The sequence below is a fragment of the Lactobacillus sp. W8174 genome, assembly GCF_016100975.1.
In the GTDB taxonomy this organism is placed as follows: domain Bacteria; phylum Bacillota; class Bacilli; order Lactobacillales; family Lactobacillaceae; genus Lactobacillus; species Lactobacillus juensis.
Map to the genome: position 1 here is coordinate 321,022 of NZ_JACFRN010000001.1, position 16,514 is coordinate 337,535.

Annotated in this window: 17 protein-coding genes; 12 read left to right on the forward strand and 5 right to left on the reverse strand. The window is 35.8% G+C overall.

Translation table 11 applies throughout. The features are described from left to right. The first annotated feature begins 2 nt into the window (after positions 1-2). A complete protein-coding gene (gene aspS, locus H3U49_RS01670; protein WP_198179167.1) occupies positions 3-1,853 on the forward strand; it encodes an aspartate--tRNA ligase in 1,851 nt (616 codons plus the stop codon). 98 nt (positions 1,854-1,951) lie between these two features. After that, a complete protein-coding gene (locus H3U49_RS01675) occupies positions 1,952-2,452 on the forward strand; it encodes an NUDIX hydrolase (protein ID WP_198179168.1) in 501 nt (166 codons plus the stop codon). Positions 2,453-2,501: 49 nt separating this feature from the next. Here H3U49_RS01675 and tpx read toward each other — a convergent pair whose 3' ends face one another. Further along, positions 2,502-2,996 carry a thiol peroxidase gene (tpx, locus tag H3U49_RS01680; protein ID WP_198179169.1) on the reverse strand — a complete coding sequence of 165 codons (495 nt, stop codon included), beginning with the start codon at positions 2,994-2,996 and terminating at the stop codon, positions 2,502-2,504. Positions 2,997-3,085: 89 nt separating this feature from the next. Beyond that, positions 3,086-4,270: a pyridoxal phosphate-dependent aminotransferase gene (locus H3U49_RS01685; RefSeq protein ID WP_198179170.1), complete on the reverse strand. Its 1,185-nt coding sequence runs from the start codon at positions 4,268-4,270 to the stop codon at positions 3,086-3,088. Positions 4,271-4,423: 153 nt separating this feature from the next. On the opposite strand from H3U49_RS01685, the gene msrB reads away from it, so the two are divergent. Continuing rightward, positions 4,424-4,855, forward strand: coding sequence for a peptide-methionine (R)-S-oxide reductase MsrB (msrB, locus tag H3U49_RS01690; protein WP_198179171.1), 432 nt, complete (start codon positions 4,424-4,426; stop codon positions 4,853-4,855). A 55-nt stretch (positions 4,856-4,910) separates the two neighbouring features. Here the strand turns inward: msrB and H3U49_RS01695 are convergent, their stop codons facing one another. From H3U49_RS01695 to H3U49_RS01705, 3 genes are all read right to left on the reverse strand, one after another. Further along, positions 4,911-5,789, reverse strand: a complete 879-nt coding sequence (locus tag H3U49_RS01695; RefSeq protein WP_198179172.1) for a YitT family protein — start codon at positions 5,787-5,789, stop codon at positions 4,911-4,913. A 139-nt stretch (positions 5,790-5,928) separates the two neighbouring features. Next, a complete protein-coding gene (msrA, locus tag H3U49_RS01700; RefSeq protein WP_198179173.1) occupies positions 5,929-6,471 on the reverse strand; it encodes a peptide-methionine (S)-S-oxide reductase MsrA in 543 nt (180 codons plus the stop codon). A gap of 62 nt (positions 6,472-6,533) precedes the next feature. Next, complete coding sequence (locus tag H3U49_RS01705) at positions 6,534-7,361, reverse strand: pyruvate, water dikinase regulatory protein (RefSeq protein WP_198179174.1); 828 nt, start codon at positions 7,359-7,361, stop codon at positions 6,534-6,536. A gap of 176 nt (positions 7,362-7,537) precedes the next feature. On the opposite strand from H3U49_RS01705, the gene rpsU reads away from it, so the two are divergent. The 9 genes from rpsU to dnaG all read left to right on the forward strand — a co-directional run bounded on the left by rpsU (position 7,538) and on the right by dnaG (position 16,509). Next, a complete protein-coding gene (gene rpsU, locus H3U49_RS01710) occupies positions 7,538-7,714 on the forward strand; it encodes a 30S ribosomal protein S21 (protein WP_009560161.1) in 177 nt (58 codons plus the stop codon). A 138-nt stretch (positions 7,715-7,852) separates the two neighbouring features. After that, positions 7,853-8,296, forward strand: a complete 444-nt coding sequence (locus H3U49_RS01715; RefSeq protein ID WP_122052427.1) for a GatB/YqeY domain-containing protein — start codon at positions 7,853-7,855, stop codon at positions 8,294-8,296. A gap of 24 nt (positions 8,297-8,320) precedes the next feature. Further along, complete coding sequence (locus H3U49_RS01720; RefSeq protein ID WP_198179175.1) at positions 8,321-9,271, forward strand: PhoH family protein; 951 nt, start codon at positions 8,321-8,323, stop codon at positions 9,269-9,271. 5 nt (positions 9,272-9,276) lie between these two features. Further along, a complete protein-coding gene (gene ybeY, locus H3U49_RS01725; RefSeq protein WP_198179177.1) occupies positions 9,277-9,798 on the forward strand; it encodes an rRNA maturation RNase YbeY in 522 nt (173 codons plus the stop codon). 6 nt (positions 9,799-9,804) lie between these two features. After that, a complete protein-coding gene (gene era / locus H3U49_RS01730) occupies positions 9,805-10,713 on the forward strand; it encodes a GTPase Era (protein WP_198179179.1) in 909 nt (302 codons plus the stop codon). After that, on the forward strand, positions 10,713-11,468 hold the full coding sequence (recO, locus tag H3U49_RS01735; protein WP_198179181.1) for a DNA repair protein RecO: 756 nt from the start codon (positions 10,713-10,715) through the stop codon (positions 11,466-11,468). The genes era and recO overlap by 1 nt, the downstream gene beginning before the upstream one ends. A 241-nt stretch (positions 11,469-11,709) precedes the next feature. Beyond that, positions 11,710-12,627: a glycine--tRNA ligase subunit alpha gene (gene glyQ, locus H3U49_RS01740; RefSeq protein WP_198179183.1), complete on the forward strand. Its 918-nt coding sequence runs from the start codon at positions 11,710-11,712 to the stop codon at positions 12,625-12,627. After that, a complete protein-coding gene (gene glyS / locus H3U49_RS01745) occupies positions 12,620-14,686 on the forward strand; it encodes a glycine--tRNA ligase subunit beta (RefSeq protein ID WP_198179185.1) in 2,067 nt (688 codons plus the stop codon). The genes glyQ and glyS overlap by 8 nt, the downstream gene beginning before the upstream one ends. Before the next feature lie 14 nt (positions 14,687-14,700). Beyond that, positions 14,701-16,509 (forward strand): DNA primase, encoded by a 1,809-nt coding sequence (gene dnaG / locus H3U49_RS01750; protein WP_198179187.1) that lies wholly within the window; start codon positions 14,701-14,703, stop codon positions 16,507-16,509. Positions 16,510-16,514 lie beyond the last annotated feature (5 nt).

The window sequence follows — 16,514 nt, forward strand, 5'->3', positions numbered from 1 at the left end:
AAATGAAAAAAATGGAAAAAAGAACTGACTATTGTGGCAATATCACTCAGGACTACCTTAATCGGGATGTAAATTTATATGGCTGGGTTCAGAGAGTGCGTAATCTGGGTAATTTGGTTTTTATCGATTTACGCGATCGTGAAGGCCTTGTCCAAGTAGTAGTTAACCATGATTCAGGTCAAGAATTAATGGCTATTGCAGATTCACTAGGAAATGAATATGTAATTCAAGTCAAAGGAAAAGTAGTCAAACGTTCAAGTATTAATCCTGATATGAAAACGGGAGAGGTCGAAGTTGAGGCTGAGGAAATAATCATTTTAAATGAGTCTAAGAACCCACCATTTGAAATTAAAGATGACGTTGAGGTTGCTGAACAAACCAGACTAAAGTATCGCTATTTGGATTTGCGTAGACCAAACTTACAAAATGCTATCATTTTACGGTCAAAAATATTACGAGCCACACACGAATTTTTTGATCAAAATGGTTTCATTGACATTGAAACACCAATTTTAGGAAAGTCTTCACCTGAAGGTGCACGTGATTATCTAGTTCCATCCAGAATTTATCCTGGCAGTTTTTACGCTCTGCCACAATCTCCCCAATTATTCAAGCAATTATTAATGGGAGCGGGCTTTGATAAATATTACCAGTTAGCTAGATGCTTTAGGGATGAAGACTTGCGGGGTGACAGACAGCCTGAGTTTACGCAGATTGATATGGAAACCTCTTTTACTGATGAGCAGCAAGTACAGGACTACACAGAAGGCTTGCTCAAGAAAATCATGAAAGACGTAATGGGAATTGATCTAAGAACTCCAATTGACCGCATTTCTTGGACAGATTCAATGAATAATTACGGAACAGATAAGCCAGACACCCGTTTCGGCATGTTAATTCATGATCTAAGTGCAATCTTTAAAGATAGTTCTTTTAAAGTGTTCTCTAATGCCATTGCAGATGGTGGTTTTGTTAAAGGGATTGCAGTTAAAGATGGTGCTCAAAGATACTCTCGCAAACAAATTGAGAAAAAGCAGGACTATATTAAGCGTTATCACGCAAAAGGTTTGGCTTGGGTCAAATTTGAAGATAGTGAATTCTCCGGTCCCGTTTCTCGTTTCTTAACTGATGAAAATAAAGCTGCTTTAATTAATGAATTTAACTTGCAAGGCGGCGAATTAGTCGTATTTATTGCTGACAAATGGAAAGTTTGCTGCGACTCACTTGACCATTTGCGTCGTGAATTCGCTAAAGAAACAAATATTATTCCAAAACATGTATTCAACTTTGTGTGGGTGGTTGATTGGCCATTATTTGAATATGATGAAGGATTCGGTAGATGGATTGCAGCACACCATCCATTCACTATGCCCGATGATGAAGGTATTAAATTATTGGATACTGAGCCGCACAAGGCTCATGCTCGCAGCTATGATATAGTTATGAACGGTGATGAATTGGGTGGAGGTTCAATACGTATTCACAAGCGTTCAATTCAGGAAAAAATGTTTAAGGCCCTTGGTTTTACCAAAAAACGTGCTTATGAACAGTTTGGCTACCTTCTTGAAGCTTTGGATATGGGCTTTCCACCACATGCAGGACTTGCTATCGGGCTTGACCGTTTTGCAATGCTGCTTGCTGAAAAAGATAATATCCGTGATGTATTGGCATTCCCGAAAAATGCCAATGCTTCAGAACCAATGATGCACGCGCCTGCTCCTGTATCTGAACAGCAATTAACTGATTTGGGTATTGAGGTCGAAGATAAGTATCAAGACGACGTAGCTAAAATTGAGGCAAACTTGAAAGCACAAGCCGAAAAAGATGCTGCACAAAATACCACTTGGGATTAAAGAGAAGACAAATATCAAAATAGCATGAAGAATTATGGTCTTCATGCTATTTTGTTCACTTATTGTTTAAAAAATGACCTGAATTAGGAGGAAATCATATGACTGACAGGTTTCATCGAGCCTTTGGCTGTTATGGCATTATTGGTGATCAACAAAATCTAGTTGTAATCAAAAAAGAGGGTGGACCTTATATAAATCGCTACGACTTACCAGGAGGTAGTTTAGAAGACGGGGAATCATTAAACCGTGCAGTTATGCGTGAAGTAAATGAAGAAACAGGTCTAATAGTTCAAGATTACAGGCAAATTGGTGTTACTTCATTTAAATACCCTTGGGATTACAAACAATGGCATTTGAATCAACATATTTGTGTTTTTTATGAAATAAAGAAAGCAGTTGGCAAGGTTCAAGGAGAAGTTAAACAATTTACCGGTCAAGACTCATTAGGAGCAGTCACGATACCATTAGCAAAAATAAGTATTGCAAACTCTTCGCCTTTGGTAGTTAAAGCCAAGGAATTTTTATTAAACCCAGACAAATTTGATTTAGCAGATCAAACATTTGATAAGTGGACTGTACTTGATAAACCTGTTTTTTAAAGAAAAAAAGCGGTTAAGGAAATCATTTCCTTAACCGCTTTTAACTGGTTTATTTTAAATTTTGTAAAAAATCTAAAGCCTTATCATAATTAGGCTCGTTAGTTAATTCCTGAATAAGTTCTTGATACAAAACTTTTTTATCTGCATCAACGATCCAAACGCTCCTGGAATCTAATTTATTAGCTTCAATATATAAACCCATACTTTTACCAAAATCAAAAGAATCATCTGACAAAAGTTTCATTTTAGAAACGCCTTCTGCTGCACACCAGTTTTTTTGCTCTTCTGGAGTATTGGTAGAAATAGTATAGAAATTGATACCGTTAAACTTATCAACTTCACCATTAAACTTTTTAGTAGAAATACTGCAGACACTGGTATTAATATTAGGTACCACACTGATTAAAGTAGGCTTGTCAACTAATTTTTCCATTGAAACAACAGAACCGTCTGCCTGTTTTACCTTGAAACTTGGCAATTGTTCGCCCACTTTTGGTGGTTCACCATTCGTTGACAGAGGTTCATTTTTCATTGTTACTTGCATAATCTTAACCCTTTCTCTTGTTAAAAATATAAACGACTACTCTTTAAATTTTAAACTACTAGAGTTGAAAATCCCAAGAAATTAGCTTTTTAGTTATTATTAGTATAATCAGTTATGCGCTTGATAGCCTCTTTGAGCTTCTCTTCAGAAGATGCATATGAAAAGCGAACATACCCATGACCACCTGCACCAAAAAAACTGCCAGGGGTTACTCCAACTTTGGCTTTTTCAGCTAAATCTTTGGCAAAGGCGACATCGTCACAGCCGAATTTAGTTGGTATTTTAGCAAAAATATAAAAAGCTCCTTCTGGTGTAGCCATAGTATAGCCATTCTTCTTTAGACCATCTTGAAGAAGATACAAACGCTTTTGGTATTTTTCCCTGGCTTCAATATAGTCTTGATCACCGTGTTCTAATGCCTCTGATGCCGCAATCTGAACATTATCAGTTACAGAAGAAATCAAAAATGAATGTATTTTGATCATTGATTTCATTAGCTCGGCAGGCCCCGCGATATAACCAATTCTCCAACCTGTCATTGCAACGCTTTTTGATAACCCTGATAACAAAACAGTTCTTTCCGGAATAATCTGTGTCAGAGAGTAATGCTTTTTTTCACCGTAAATTAATTCCGCATAAATTTCATCACTTACTGCAAATATATCATATTTAGTGATAACCTCTGCTAACTCTTGTAAGTTTTGCTTTGAGTATACTCGACCTGTTGGGTTAGAGGGGTCAGTAATGATAACAGCTTTTGCTCCCTTGCCTTCATTTTCAAGTGTTTCAGTCAGTTTTTTGGCTGTCAAAAGAAAATTATCCGCAGAAGTATCAACTTGTACAGGTATACCACCAGCCATTTTTATAATACCAAAATAAACTTCCCAAACCGGAGTAGGAACAATGATTTTCTCTCCCGGATTTAGCAAAGCCATGGCGGCAATATTTAGTCCCTCTGAGACACCTACAATAGCACAAATTTCACTTTTAGGATCATAGCTTACACCCAAACTCTTTTTTAAATATTTGCTGACGGAGCTTAAGTATTTTTCCTTACCAGCTTCTGGAGCATAATGGGAGTCGTTACTATTAATATCATCAATTGCCGCTCGTTTTATATGCTCAGGAGTATTTAAATCAGGCTCACCAATTGTTAATTTTATTATCCCGGGAATTTGAGAAATTTTTTGACTAAAAGATCTGATTTCAGAATTAGGCAAGTTTCTAATTCTAGAATTTATTTTTGCAGATAAGTTTTTTGCTAAATGTGGCATAATAAGATCCTTCCTATTTTTCTTGAAACCATATTATAACCCAGCCTGACCATAAATAAAATTAAGAAAAAGTATTATTTTAGTGAGTTTATAGTTAGTCCATGCTATTTATTTTTGTTATATTGAATATATCAAGTAAGGAGTGTGTGATTTATGGATCAAAATGAAAAAAATAAGAGATTGAAGCAGTTAACTCCGGATCAGTACCAAGTGACTCAGCAAGCTGCAACTGATTATCCATTCAAAGGCAAATACGATGATTTCTATCAAAAAGGAATTTATGTTGATATTGTATCAGGTGAACCATTATTTTCGAGTGAAGACAAATATGATGCAGGGTGTGGCTGGCCAAGTTTTACACGACCTATTAAAAAATTAGTCTACCACCGTGATCAGTCTCATAATATGGAGAGAACAGAAGTCAAAAGTCCTGATGGTGACTCTCATTTAGGACACGTTTTTGATGATGGGCCATCAGATAAAGGGGGACTTAGATATTGCATTAATTCTTCGGCTTTAGAGTTCATCCCTTATGAGCAATTAGAGCAAAAAGGTTATGGAGAATATAAAAAGCTCTTTAAATAATAAAAATTATGTAAAAAAGAACATGGCACTTAGTCATGTTCTTTTTGAGTTCTTATTAAACTATTTCTTGTTCCTTAAAACTGCCGTAAACCCGTTCTACTTCTGTTACACTCATAAAAGCGTAAGGGTCGCTTTTTTTAACAATATGTAATATGTCATACATATCATAGCGGTCAATCACAGTGATCAGTACTTTTTTCTCATTATGACTGTAAGCCCCTTCAACATCATGGAAAATTGTAATGCCGCGGTGCATTTTTTCCTGAATGCCATCAATAATAGCATGAGGTTGTTCAGTAACAATAGTCACCTGCAGCTTTTGGTGTTGAGTATAAACAGCATCTATTACGCGGCCGTTGATAAAAATTGTCAGAGCAGAGTATAATGCACGTGTCCATCCAAAAGCAAATCCAGCAGCAGCTATAATTATCAAATTTATTAAAATACTGATTTTACCGTAACTCGTCCCTGTTTTTCTTTGAATGACAATGCCTATGATGTCAAGTCCACCTGTAGATATACCGTTCTTAAGCGCAAAACCTGTTCCCAGGCCATTGATCATACCACCAAAAATTGCACAGACAAGTGGATCCAGATGCATGTTTAGTGGTTGAACTACCCGCATCATAATTGATCCCAGTATGACCGTAATGATGGTAAAAAACGTAAATTTATGTCCAATCTTTATCCAGGCAAGCAAAAGCAGAGGCAAGTTCAATACGAAATACAAAGCAGAAGTTGATAGAGTAACGGGTAAAAAGCGCTCACTCATGGTATTAATTAATTGGGCAAAACCGGTTATTCCTGAGGAATACATGTGTCCTGGAGTCCAAAAGAAGTTTAGAGCTACAGCTACGGCTAGCGAATAGAAAAATGAGGCAGAAATTTTAGAGAGTAGGTTATACCGTCGATTGAATGCGTCAAGCTGATCCATTATTTAATTATTCCTTTGCGAAAAATTGCTAATTAAAAATAATAAATACTAGCTTCTATATAAAAATAAAAACTAGTATTTTTCTTAAGTATACTAACACATTTCCGTGAAATTTAAAGAGTTTTTAATCTATCTTCGACTAATTTTGCCAATGTTTTTTGATGAAATCTTCTCTACCACCAGATTCTTCAAGACTATAACGTAGGGGATTTTTTTTGTAAAAATCCTGATGATAATCTTCAGCAGGATAAAATGGCTTGGCTGGTTCAATTTTTGTAACTATTGGATCATCAAACCTGCCACTATTTTGGAGAGCTGTTTTTGACTTTTCCGCAGCTTCTTTTTGAGCAGGAGAATTGTAAAAAATTACGGGACGATAGTTATCTCCGCGATCTTGAAATTGTCCTGAAGCATCTGTTGGATCAGTTACTTGCCAATAATAGTTAAGCAAGTTTTCATAAGGCATAACCTCGGGATCATAAGTGATTTCGACAGCCTCAGTATGTCTTGTCGTTCCTGTACATACTTGTTCATAGGTTGGGTTGGGCACATGTCCACCGGTATAACCCGAAATTACTTTTTTAATTCCAGGTAGGGAATCAAACGGTTTAACCATGCACCAAAAACAACCTCCTGCAAATATTGCAGTATCTAAATTAGCCATTTTTTCATTTTTACTCATTTATTACACCTCTTTAATTTTTATTTAAACATAAATACCATAATTAGATGCCTTATTTGCTTTTAGCTTTGAACACCTAAATGATTCATAATAATTGCTGCAGTCTCTTCGATCGAGCGGTGAGCAACGTTTATTACAAAACAACCGAGTTGATCATAAAGCTTTTGGGCTGAATCCAATTCTTTTTTTATGGCATCGATATTAGAGTAAGAGGTATCGGGATTTAGACCATAAGAAATCATTCTTTCACGTCTGATTTCATTTAAGACAGAGAGGTCATTTGTCAAACCAATAATTTTTTTAGGATCAATTTGATAAATTTCTTTAGGAATATGGGTATCAGGTACCAAAGGTAAATTAGCTACTTTTAAATTTTTGTTTGCTAAAAAAAGCGACAAGGGGGTTTTGGATGTTCTTGAAACTCCTAAAAGTACCACATCGGCTTCTAAAAAGCCCTTGGGATCTTTACCATCGTCATACATAACTGCAAATTCCATGGCTGAAATGCGATCAAAATATTTTTGATTCATTTTATGTTGGGCACCAATTCTTTGTTGCGGCTTAAGACCAGTCAATTTTTGAATCGATTCGATTGCTGGTGATAAAATATCCACACTTTGAATATGATGTTCTCTAACAAAACGAATAACCGGAATCTGCATTTCATCTTTTACCAAGCTATAAATAAGCAGTAAATTTTGATATTGTATTATTTCTGCAAAAGTATCTTCTAATTTCTCTTTATTAATAATGAATGGATATCTCCTGTAATTAATCTGCGCATCAGGAAACTGGGCGGCTGCGGCAACAGCATTGTTAAAAGCAGTATCACCGGCAGAATCTGAAATTATTATTATGTTAACTTCTTTTTTTGGTGTTTCTTCAGCCATTATTTACTCCTTTTTTTCTTTAATTATACAATTTAACCAAAATCATTAACAGATTAAGTTTTTCCTGTGAAAAATTTGAAAAATATTGTTCGTTTGTATTGACCCACCGGTGATGTTTGATATAATTTAGTTAAATGTATGACGGTAACGTCAAGAAATGGAAGGAGGGATCACATATGGCCAAGACAGTCGTTCACGAAAACGAGTCTATTGATGATGCTCTTCGTCGTTTTAAACGTTCCGTTTCTAGAAGTGGTACTTTACAGGAATACCGCAAGCGCGAGTTTTATGAAAAACCTAGCGTTCGTAGGAAGCTGAAATCCGAAGCTGCTCGGAAACGCAGACATTATTAATTTAAAAGCGACTTTTATCAAGCTGATAGAAGTCGTTTTTTATTAACAATAATTAAAGTTTAATGATTTATTTAATTTAAACTAGGGTGTAAATTTGTTATAATTTAGCTAGATTTTGTGAAGAAAGAGGGAATTCATTTGAGTTTATCTGAGCAAATAATGTCAGATATGAAAGAAGCGATGAAAGCTCGTGACAAAGTTAGACTGAACACTGTGCGCATGATAAAATCCGCATTGATGAATGAAAAAATTAAAGCTGGTCACGATTTAACCGCCGAAGAAGAACTGACGGTCCTTAGCCGAGAAAAAAAGCAGCGTGAAGAATCAATTGCAGAATTTACCAAGGCTGATCGTAAAGACCTGGCAGATGAAACTAAACAGGAACTAGCGATTGTTGAAAGCTATTTGCCTAAGCAAATGACCCCTGAAGAGCTCGATCAAGCTGTTTCTTCAGCAATTGCAGAAGTGAATGCTCAAGGTAAGTCAGATTTTGGAAAAGTAATGAAAGTATTAATGCCTAAAATCAAAGGTAAAGCTGATGGCAAAGAAGCTTCTGCAGTCGTGCGCAAACAACTGAATTAGGCATAAGAAAAGGAGCAGAGTTATTTGGCCCAAACCAATTTTATTCCTAAAAATCCTGAGAATATCCAGAAATTAGTTGGTATTAACGATAACAATTTAAGCCTTTTATCTACCGGTTATAATGCTAGTGTAGTTGATACTGGCAATAGTATAGCTATTCAAGGTAATGACAATGACATCCAAAAAGTTTCAGCTGTCCTGAAAGCTTTAGACAACGTTGTTAATGCTAATATTAACATTGGTCCAGCTGACGTTGTTAGTGCGATGAAAATGGCAGATAAAGGAACAACAGAATATTTTCCTGATCTATATAAAAAGATTTTGATTCGGGATGCTAAAGGCAAGCCGATTAGAGTCAAAAATATGGGGCAGAAAAAATATGTCGAAGCCATTGAAAAAAATGATGTTGTATTTGGGATCGGTCCTGCTGGTACCGGTAAGACATTTATTGCCGTTGTTTGTGCTGTTGCTGCTTTTAAAAAGGGCGAAGTATCCAGGATTATTTTGACTAGGCCTGCAGTTGAAGCTGGAGAGTCACTGGGATTTTTACCTGGTGATCTCAAAGAAAAAGTTGATCCTTACTTAAGGCCCATTTATGATTCGCTTTATGCAATTTTAGGCAACAATACTACCGATCATTTAATGGAACGCGGTGTTATTGAGGTCGCTCCATTGGCGTACATGCGTGGACGTACATTGGATGATGCGTTTGTTATCCTTGATGAAGCACAAAATACTACTGACGCGCAGATGAAAATGTTTTTAACCAGGCTTGGCTTTAATTCGAAAATGATCGTTAATGGTGATATGACGCAGGTTGATCTTCCCGGTAAACAACGCAGTGGTTTAATAGATGCTGAACGTATTTTGAAGAAAATTGAACAAATTAAATTTATTTGGTTTTCAGCTAATGATGTTGTTCGCCACCCAGTTGTTGCTAAAATTATTAATGCCTACGAAAAGGAAGAAAAATAGATTTAATGGATTCAATAGACATTACTTTTAATGATGAAGTTGGTTTTCTTGACAATGAAAAACGTGATTGGCAAAAGTGGATTACCAATCTCCTTTTGCTTGCTAAAAAGGAAATAAATAAAAAGAACGACTTGGAAATGAGTATTAACTTTATTAATGAAAAACGCAGTAATGAAATTAATAAAAAATATCGCGGTAAAGATAGGCCAACTGATGTAATTTCTTTTGCTATTGAAGATGGGGAAGATCAAATTGATTTTAGCACATTTGATAATCCTGAATTCATTGAAGATATTGGTGACTTATTTATGTGTCCCAGCGTTATTATGCGACACAGTAAGGAATATGGTACCGGTTGGGACCGTGAATTTGGTTATACTCTAGTCCATGGCTTTTTGCATCTTAGCGGGTATGATCATATTGAACCAGGCGAAGCAAAAACCATGTTTAAAATACAAGGAAAGGTATTAGAAAAATATGGATTGCCCTTGTATCCCGATCAGTTAGATGAAGGCAGAGGTAAATAGTAAATAATGGTAGAAGAGAAGAAAATTAAGTCAGGCTTTGTTGCTCTGCTAGGAAGACCGAATGTTGGTAAGTCTACGCTCATGAATTATTTAGTGGGTCAAAAGGTAGCCATTACTTCTAGCAAACCGCAAACTACCCGTAATAAAATCTCTGGAATTTTAACAACTGGTGATATGCAGGCGATTTTTATTGATACTCCCGGTATATTTAAGCCGCACCTAGATTTAGATGATTACATGGATAAAGCCAGCTTGTCTAGCTTGAACGATGTTGATCTCATTTTGTTTATGGTTGAACCAGAAAAAATGGGCAAGGGTGATGCTTACATAGCAGAGTTATTGCAAAAAGCGACGGTTCCAGTTTTACTTCTAATTAATAAGGTAGATACAGTTAATCCCAACGAGCTTTTACCAATAATTGATCAATATCGTAAGCTAAACATTTTTAGGGAGTTTTTACCAGTTTCGGCAACTCAGGGAATTGGAATTAGTGATTTATTTCAGGTTTTACACCAGTATTTGCCTGAAGGGCCCAAGTATTATGGCACTGATCAAATTACGGATCGACCAGAATACTTTATGGTTGCAGAATTAATTCGTGAACAAATTTTAAAGCTTACAGCTGAAGAGGTGCCCCATGCTACCGCTGTTTGGGTGGAACAAATGAATAAGCATGAAAACAATAAATTGCAGATTGAAGCAACAATTTATGTTGAAAAAAATGGGCAAAAAGGCATAATTATTGGCAAAGGCGGTAAGATGCTCAAGCAAATTGGTATCAATTCCAGACTCCAAATAGAAGATTTATTAGGTGAAAAAGTTAATTTGCATCTTTGGGTAAAAGTACAGCACAATTGGCGTTCTGACCCGCAATTTTTAAGAAGAATAGGTTATAATCCAAAGGATCTAGCCTAATGGTTCGTGAACTCGAGGAAGTTAATGGCATAATTTTTAAAAGACAAAAGTATCATGAGGCTGATTTGCTGGCTAAAATTATGACTGAAAAAAATGGCATAATCACATTGCTTGCTCGTGGTGCACTAAAAGCAAAGTCTAAATTAGGTGCATCATTGCTTAATTTCTCTTATGGAACTTATGTCATTTATTCTTCTGGCCATGGCTTGAGTACTTTAAGGACATACAAAAATGTAAAACAATTTGATGGATTATATGACGATTTAATTAAAAATGCTTACGCTTCTTTTATTCTTGACCTGATAGATCACGCATTTATTGAATATCAAAATTTAGGCAGGTATTACGATCTAGCAAATTTTGCTTTGCAAAAAATTAACTCTGGTACTGATCCTGAAATGATAACTCAGATAGTACAAATGCAATTGTTAGCAGCTTACGGAGTAGAGCCAGAACTGAGAAGCTGTGTGATCTGTGGAGAAAAGCAGGGAGAGTTTGATTATTCAATCAGAAAAGGCGGTATTTTATGCAGTAAGCATTTTTATGCTGATCCAGCTCGTTTACATTTGAAACCAAAAGAAACAGCTGTTTTGAGAACTATTTTTTTACTCCCCTTTAACAGATTAGGTGATATTAAAATTAATTCTATTACCAAAAAAGCTACGCGCAGAGCTATTGATCGTATTTATCAGGAAACGATTGATCTCAATCTCAAAACTAAAAAGTTTTTGGATGAGCTGAAATTAACTGACTAGCTCTTCTGATTGAATACTTTTTATGATAAAATAATAATATGTATTAGCTATAATGAGGATAAAAAAGTACCAGTTAAGCGAGTGTTGAAGGTGAAAGAGCACCTGGGAAAAGGCACCTCTAGCTAAATTAATTAAGAGCAGGAACTATTTCCTGAATTAGGGTGGAACCGCGACTAAATCTCGTCCCTATGCATGTTTTGCATAGGCTTTTTTTATGGTCTTATGCAGGAAGGAAATATAAATGGCAAAGAAAAAATTAACTATTCAAGATATGATTTTTAAATTAGAAAAGTTTTGGTCTTCTAAAGGATGCATGGTAATGCCTTCTTATGATGTTGAAAAGGGTGCAGGAACTATGAGTCCTTATACTTTTTTGCGTGCTGTTGGACCGGAGCCCTGGGCAGCTTGTTATGTAGAGCCTTCAAGACGTCCAGCTGACGGCAGATATGGGGAAAATCCTAATCGTTTGTTTCAACACCATCAATTCCAAGTAGTAATTAAGCCAGCACCAGAAAATATTCAGCAGTATTATTTGGATAGTTTGAAGGAACTTGGGATAAATCCTTTAGAGCATGATATTCGCTTTGTCGAAGACAACTGGGAAAATCCTTCGATGGGCTGCGCTGGTGTTGGTTGGGAAGTTTGGCTTGATGGCATGGAAGTAAGTCAATTTACATACTTTCAAACTGTCGGCGAACTCGATGTTAAGCCAACAATGAGTGAAATAACTTATGGTGTTGAACGACTAGCTTCTTATATACAGGATGTTAATTCTGTTTTTGACCTTGAATGGGGAGATGGGGTTCTTTATCGCGACATATTTAAAGAAGCTGAGTATGAGAACTCTAAATATGCTTTTGAAGAATCAAACCAGGAAGATCTCTTAAAGTTTTTTGACACTTATGAAAGAACAGCCCAGGAATTAATTGGACTTAATTTGGTGCAGCCTGCTTATGACTATATTTTGAAATGTTCACATACTTTCAATTTGCTCGATGCTCGTGGAGCTGTATCAGTTACTGAAAGAGCAGGATATTTGGCCAGAATTAGAAATATGGCACATGAAGTAGCTGTATGTTTTGTAAAAGAACGTGAAAAAAGAGGTTTTCCTTTGTTAAAAAATGCAGAAGATAAGAAGGCAGGACTAGAAAATGGCTAAAGATTATTTATTTGAAATTGGTACTGAAGAAATGCCGGCCCATGTCGTTGAAAGGAGTGTTAAGCAGTTAGCTGAAAAAACCAGCAAGTTTCTTAAAGAAAACGGACTCAAATTTAAAAGCATTAAAACATTTTCAACACCTCGAAGGCTAACTATTTTAGTAGAGGAGCTTTCTGAAAAACAGGCCGATATTGATGAAATAAAAAAGGGGCCTGCCAAAAAAATTGCACTGGATCAGGATAAAAATTGGACTAGAGCTGCTCAAGGATTTGCTCGTGGTCAAGGAATGACTACTGATGATATTTATTTTGAGGAATTAAAAGGTACTGAATATGCTTATGTGCATGTTCAAAAAGAAGGTAAAAAAGCCACTGATATTCTTTTAGGTATGAGCGACATTGTCAAAGCTATGACTTTTCCAACCAAGATGCGGTGGGATTCTCATGATTTTGAGTTTGTTCGCCCTATTCATTGGCTAGTCTCACTTTATGGCAATGAAGTAGTACCAGTCAAAATTTTAGATATCACAGCTGGACGAAAAACTGAAGGTCATCGTTTTTTAGGAGACAGTGTTGTTCTAGCTAACTCTAGTGACTATGAAGATGCCTTAAAAGATCAGTTTGTAATTGTTGACTCAACAAAACGTCGCACAATGATAGTTGATCAAATGAACAAATTGGTTAAAAAGAATAATTGGCAAATTAAGCCAGATAAAAGTTTACTTGAAGAAGTAACAAATTTGGTTGAATATCCTACAGTTTTCACCGGCTCTTTTGACAAAAAATATCTGGAAATGCCTAAAGAAGTTTTAATAACATCCATGAAGGACAATCAACGTTACTTTGAAGTTTATGATCAAGATGATAAATTAATCAATCATTTTATAGCTGTACGAAATGGTAATAAAGACTATTTGGAAAATGTTGTTTCAGGTAATGAAAAAGTGCTAGTAGCACGGCTTGATGACGCGCAATTCTTTTACGATGAAGACCGTAAATACCCTCTGAGCCATTTTGTTCAAAAACTGGATAATGTTTCGTTTCACGATAAAATTGGATCAATGTCAGAAAAGATGAAACGCGTTCGGATTATAGGTGACTTCTTGGCTAACAAATGGCAACTAAATGACCAAGTGGTCAAAGATTTTGATCGTGCCAGTCAGCTTTACAAGTTTGATTTAGTTACCCAAATGGTGGGAGAATTTGCTGAACTTCAAGGAGTAATGGGAAAGCACTATGCCAAATTAGCGGGTGAAAAGGATGATGTTGCCGATGCCATTGAAGAGCATTACATGCCAACTACCTCTGAAGGAGAATTACCTCAAACAACGGTAGGTTCATTATTATCCGTTGCTGATAAATTAGATACTATTATTACTTTCTTTGCTGCTGGTATGATTCCTACTTCTTCAAATGATCCCTATGCACTTCGTCGCTATGCCTACGGCATCGTGCGCATTTTATTGAATCAAAAATGGTCATTACCATTTAACGAATTTCTACCGGAAATTGTTTCAGCTCTTGAAAATAAAACACCAGCTAAACTGCCTAAAAAAGCTGAACAGGAAGAGGAAATTTCATCCTTTATTCGTGATCGCATTAAACAGTATTTACAGAAAAATAACTATAAATATGACATCATTGATGCGGTTCTGGCTTCAAGTCAACAAGATCCCATCCAAATTTTGGCTGCAGCAAAAGTTTTGCAATTACATCATGATGATGATAAATTCAAACCAGTTGTTGAAAGCTTAATCAGAATAAATAATATTTTGCAAAAAGCTAAGTACAAGGGCCAAAACATAGTAAAAACGGAATTGTTTGAAAACGATACTGAAACTGAACTTGCTGATGGAGTTAGCAGCTTGAGCAAAGTTAATGATCTCTCAAAACTTTATGATGGCTTTGTAAAGCTGCAACCTATCATTGATGTTTACTTTGAGACAAATATGATTATGGATAAGAATGAAGCTATTAAAAATAACCGTTTAGCACAGCTTAATGGGATAGCACAACTTGCAAAACGGCTCGGTGATCTAAGCAAATTAGTTATTAAATAAAAGTAGGTGGAAAGATGGCTGGTCTTATACCTGAAGATACAATTGCTAAAGTTCGTAATAATGTCAATATTGTCAATGTCATAAGTCAGTATGTTTCACTTGAAAAGAAGGGCAAAGATTTTGTCGGTCTCTGTCCTTTTCATGAAGAAAAAACGCCTTCATTTACCGTTAGCGAAGGAAAACAATTTTTTAAGTGCTTTGGTTGCGGTAAAGGTGGCAATGTTTTTTCATTTCTGATGTATAAGGAAAATTTAACTTTTCCGGAAAGTGTTCAAAAAGTAGCTGATTTTGCTCATATTGATATTGGAGAATATTCCAGTCAAAAGCCAAAATTTTCTAATGTACTTATCAAAATAAATGAAGAAGCAGCCGACTTTTATCACAGAGTACTAATTTCTACTAACGCAGGAAAACCAGGGTATAGTTACGCAGAAAAACGTGGCCTTAATCAAGACATAATTAATCATTTCCGGATTGGTTATGCTCCCAAACAAAATAATTTACTTTTAACTTACCTTCGGGGACAAGATTTTAAAGATGAGGATCTGATCAAAAGCGGTCTGTTTGTTCAATCGCAAAATGGAGAATTATTCGATCGTTTTAGGGAAAGGTTAATGTTTCCGCTTAGTAACGAAGGAGACTATGTCGTTGGTTTTTCTGGCAGAAGGCTTTCTAATGATAAAACGGAAGCTAAATATATTAATAGTCCAGAAACCGAAATATTTACCAAATCAAAGACTCTGTTCCATTTTGCGGAAGCAAAAAAGGAAGCTCGAAGTGAAAAGCATTTAATTTTGTATGAAGGCTATATGGATGTAATTGCAGCATATAAAGCCGGAATAAAGTCTGGCATTGCTTCAATGGGGACCAGTTTGACAGATCAACAAGTATATATGTTACGCAGGATTACTAAAAATATCATTATCAATTATGACGGCGATGATCCGGGAATACATGCTGAAGAACGAGCAACTAGAATGTTTAATCAAGTTGGGGGCTTTAACTTAGGAATTGTTGTTTTGCCTGAAAAACTTGATCCTGATGAATATGTCAAAAAATATGGTGCTGCAAAATACCAAGACGAAGTCAAAGGTGCGTTGACACCGACAGATTTTTTCCTTAAAAGTCTAAAGCAGAAATACAATCTGGCAAATGATAGAGAGAAATTGGCTTACTTGGATGAGGCTATGAAAGAAATAGCTCAGTTATCAAATCCAGTTGAACAAGATTTATATTTGAACAAAATTGCCAAAGAACAAGGTGTGGCGCAAGATTCACTGAAAGTGAACTTGACAAAATACCGCAGGCAGCAAAACAAAGCAAAGAGGCATCAAGGCTATCCAGCTTCGAAAGAGCATGAGTCCTTTAATAGTTATGCTAATGCACCTATAGCTAAGGTTCAAAAAGAGGAGGTCAGCGATCCTATTCAAACACGCTTATTATATTTATTTATTCATTCAAAGCATGCTCAAGAATATTTACTTTCCCATCAATTTTTATTTCCAGATTCCAAATTTCAAAGATTAGCGGAATTATGGTTAAATTTTAGTGAAAATCAAGAAAATCCGACAGTTAATAGTTTCTTAGATTTTATTCCCAGCGAACTTCAAGGTATAATAGTTAATGCTGAAATGACAAACATGCCCCAGGATTTTTCAGACCGCGAAATTGATGAGCAAATAAACGCATTAAATATGCGCAAGATTAATATTAAACTGCAACATTTAATGAATGATTTACAAGACGCAAAACGAAAAACTGACACAGACGAAATATTAGATATTACTCGCAAAATTTTGCAGTTAAAAAGAATTCAGGGTTAAAGGGG

What these genes read in the sequence shown, in the direction of transcription:
- aspS (WP_198179167.1), top strand. Translation starts at nt 3, where the DNA reads ATGAAAAAAATGGAAAAAAGAACTGACTATTGTGGCAATATCACTCAG.
- H3U49_RS01675 (WP_198179168.1), top strand. Translation starts at nt 1,952, where the DNA reads ATGACTGACAGGTTTCATCGAGCCTTTGGCTGTTATGGCATTATTGGT.
- tpx (WP_198179169.1), bottom strand. Translation starts at nt 2,996, where the DNA reads ATGCAAGTAACAATGAAAAATGAACCTCTGTCAACGAATGGTGAACCA.
- H3U49_RS01685 (WP_198179170.1), bottom strand. Translation starts at nt 4,270, where the DNA reads ATGCCACATTTAGCAAAAAACTTATCTGCAAAAATAAATTCTAGAATT.
- msrB (WP_198179171.1), top strand. Translation starts at nt 4,424, where the DNA reads ATGGATCAAAATGAAAAAAATAAGAGATTGAAGCAGTTAACTCCGGAT.
- H3U49_RS01695 (WP_198179172.1), bottom strand. Translation starts at nt 5,789, where the DNA reads ATGGATCAGCTTGACGCATTCAATCGACGGTATAACCTACTCTCTAAA.
- msrA (WP_198179173.1), bottom strand. Translation starts at nt 6,471, where the DNA reads ATGAGTAAAAATGAAAAAATGGCTAATTTAGATACTGCAATATTTGCA.
- H3U49_RS01705 (WP_198179174.1), bottom strand. Translation starts at nt 7,361, where the DNA reads ATGGCTGAAGAAACACCAAAAAAAGAAGTTAACATAATAATAATTTCA.
- rpsU (WP_009560161.1), top strand. Translation starts at nt 7,538, where the DNA reads ATGGCCAAGACAGTCGTTCACGAAAACGAGTCTATTGATGATGCTCTT.
- ybeY (WP_198179177.1), top strand. Translation starts at nt 9,277, where the DNA reads ATGGATTCAATAGACATTACTTTTAATGATGAAGTTGGTTTTCTTGAC.
- era (WP_198179179.1), top strand. Translation starts at nt 9,805, where the DNA reads ATGGTAGAAGAGAAGAAAATTAAGTCAGGCTTTGTTGCTCTGCTAGGA.
- recO (WP_198179181.1), top strand. Translation starts at nt 10,713, where the DNA reads ATGGTTCGTGAACTCGAGGAAGTTAATGGCATAATTTTTAAAAGACAA.
- glyQ (WP_198179183.1), top strand. Translation starts at nt 11,710, where the DNA reads ATGGCAAAGAAAAAATTAACTATTCAAGATATGATTTTTAAATTAGAA.
- glyS (WP_198179185.1), top strand. Translation starts at nt 12,620, where the DNA reads ATGGCTAAAGATTATTTATTTGAAATTGGTACTGAAGAAATGCCGGCC.
- dnaG (WP_198179187.1), top strand. Translation starts at nt 14,701, where the DNA reads ATGGCTGGTCTTATACCTGAAGATACAATTGCTAAAGTTCGTAATAAT.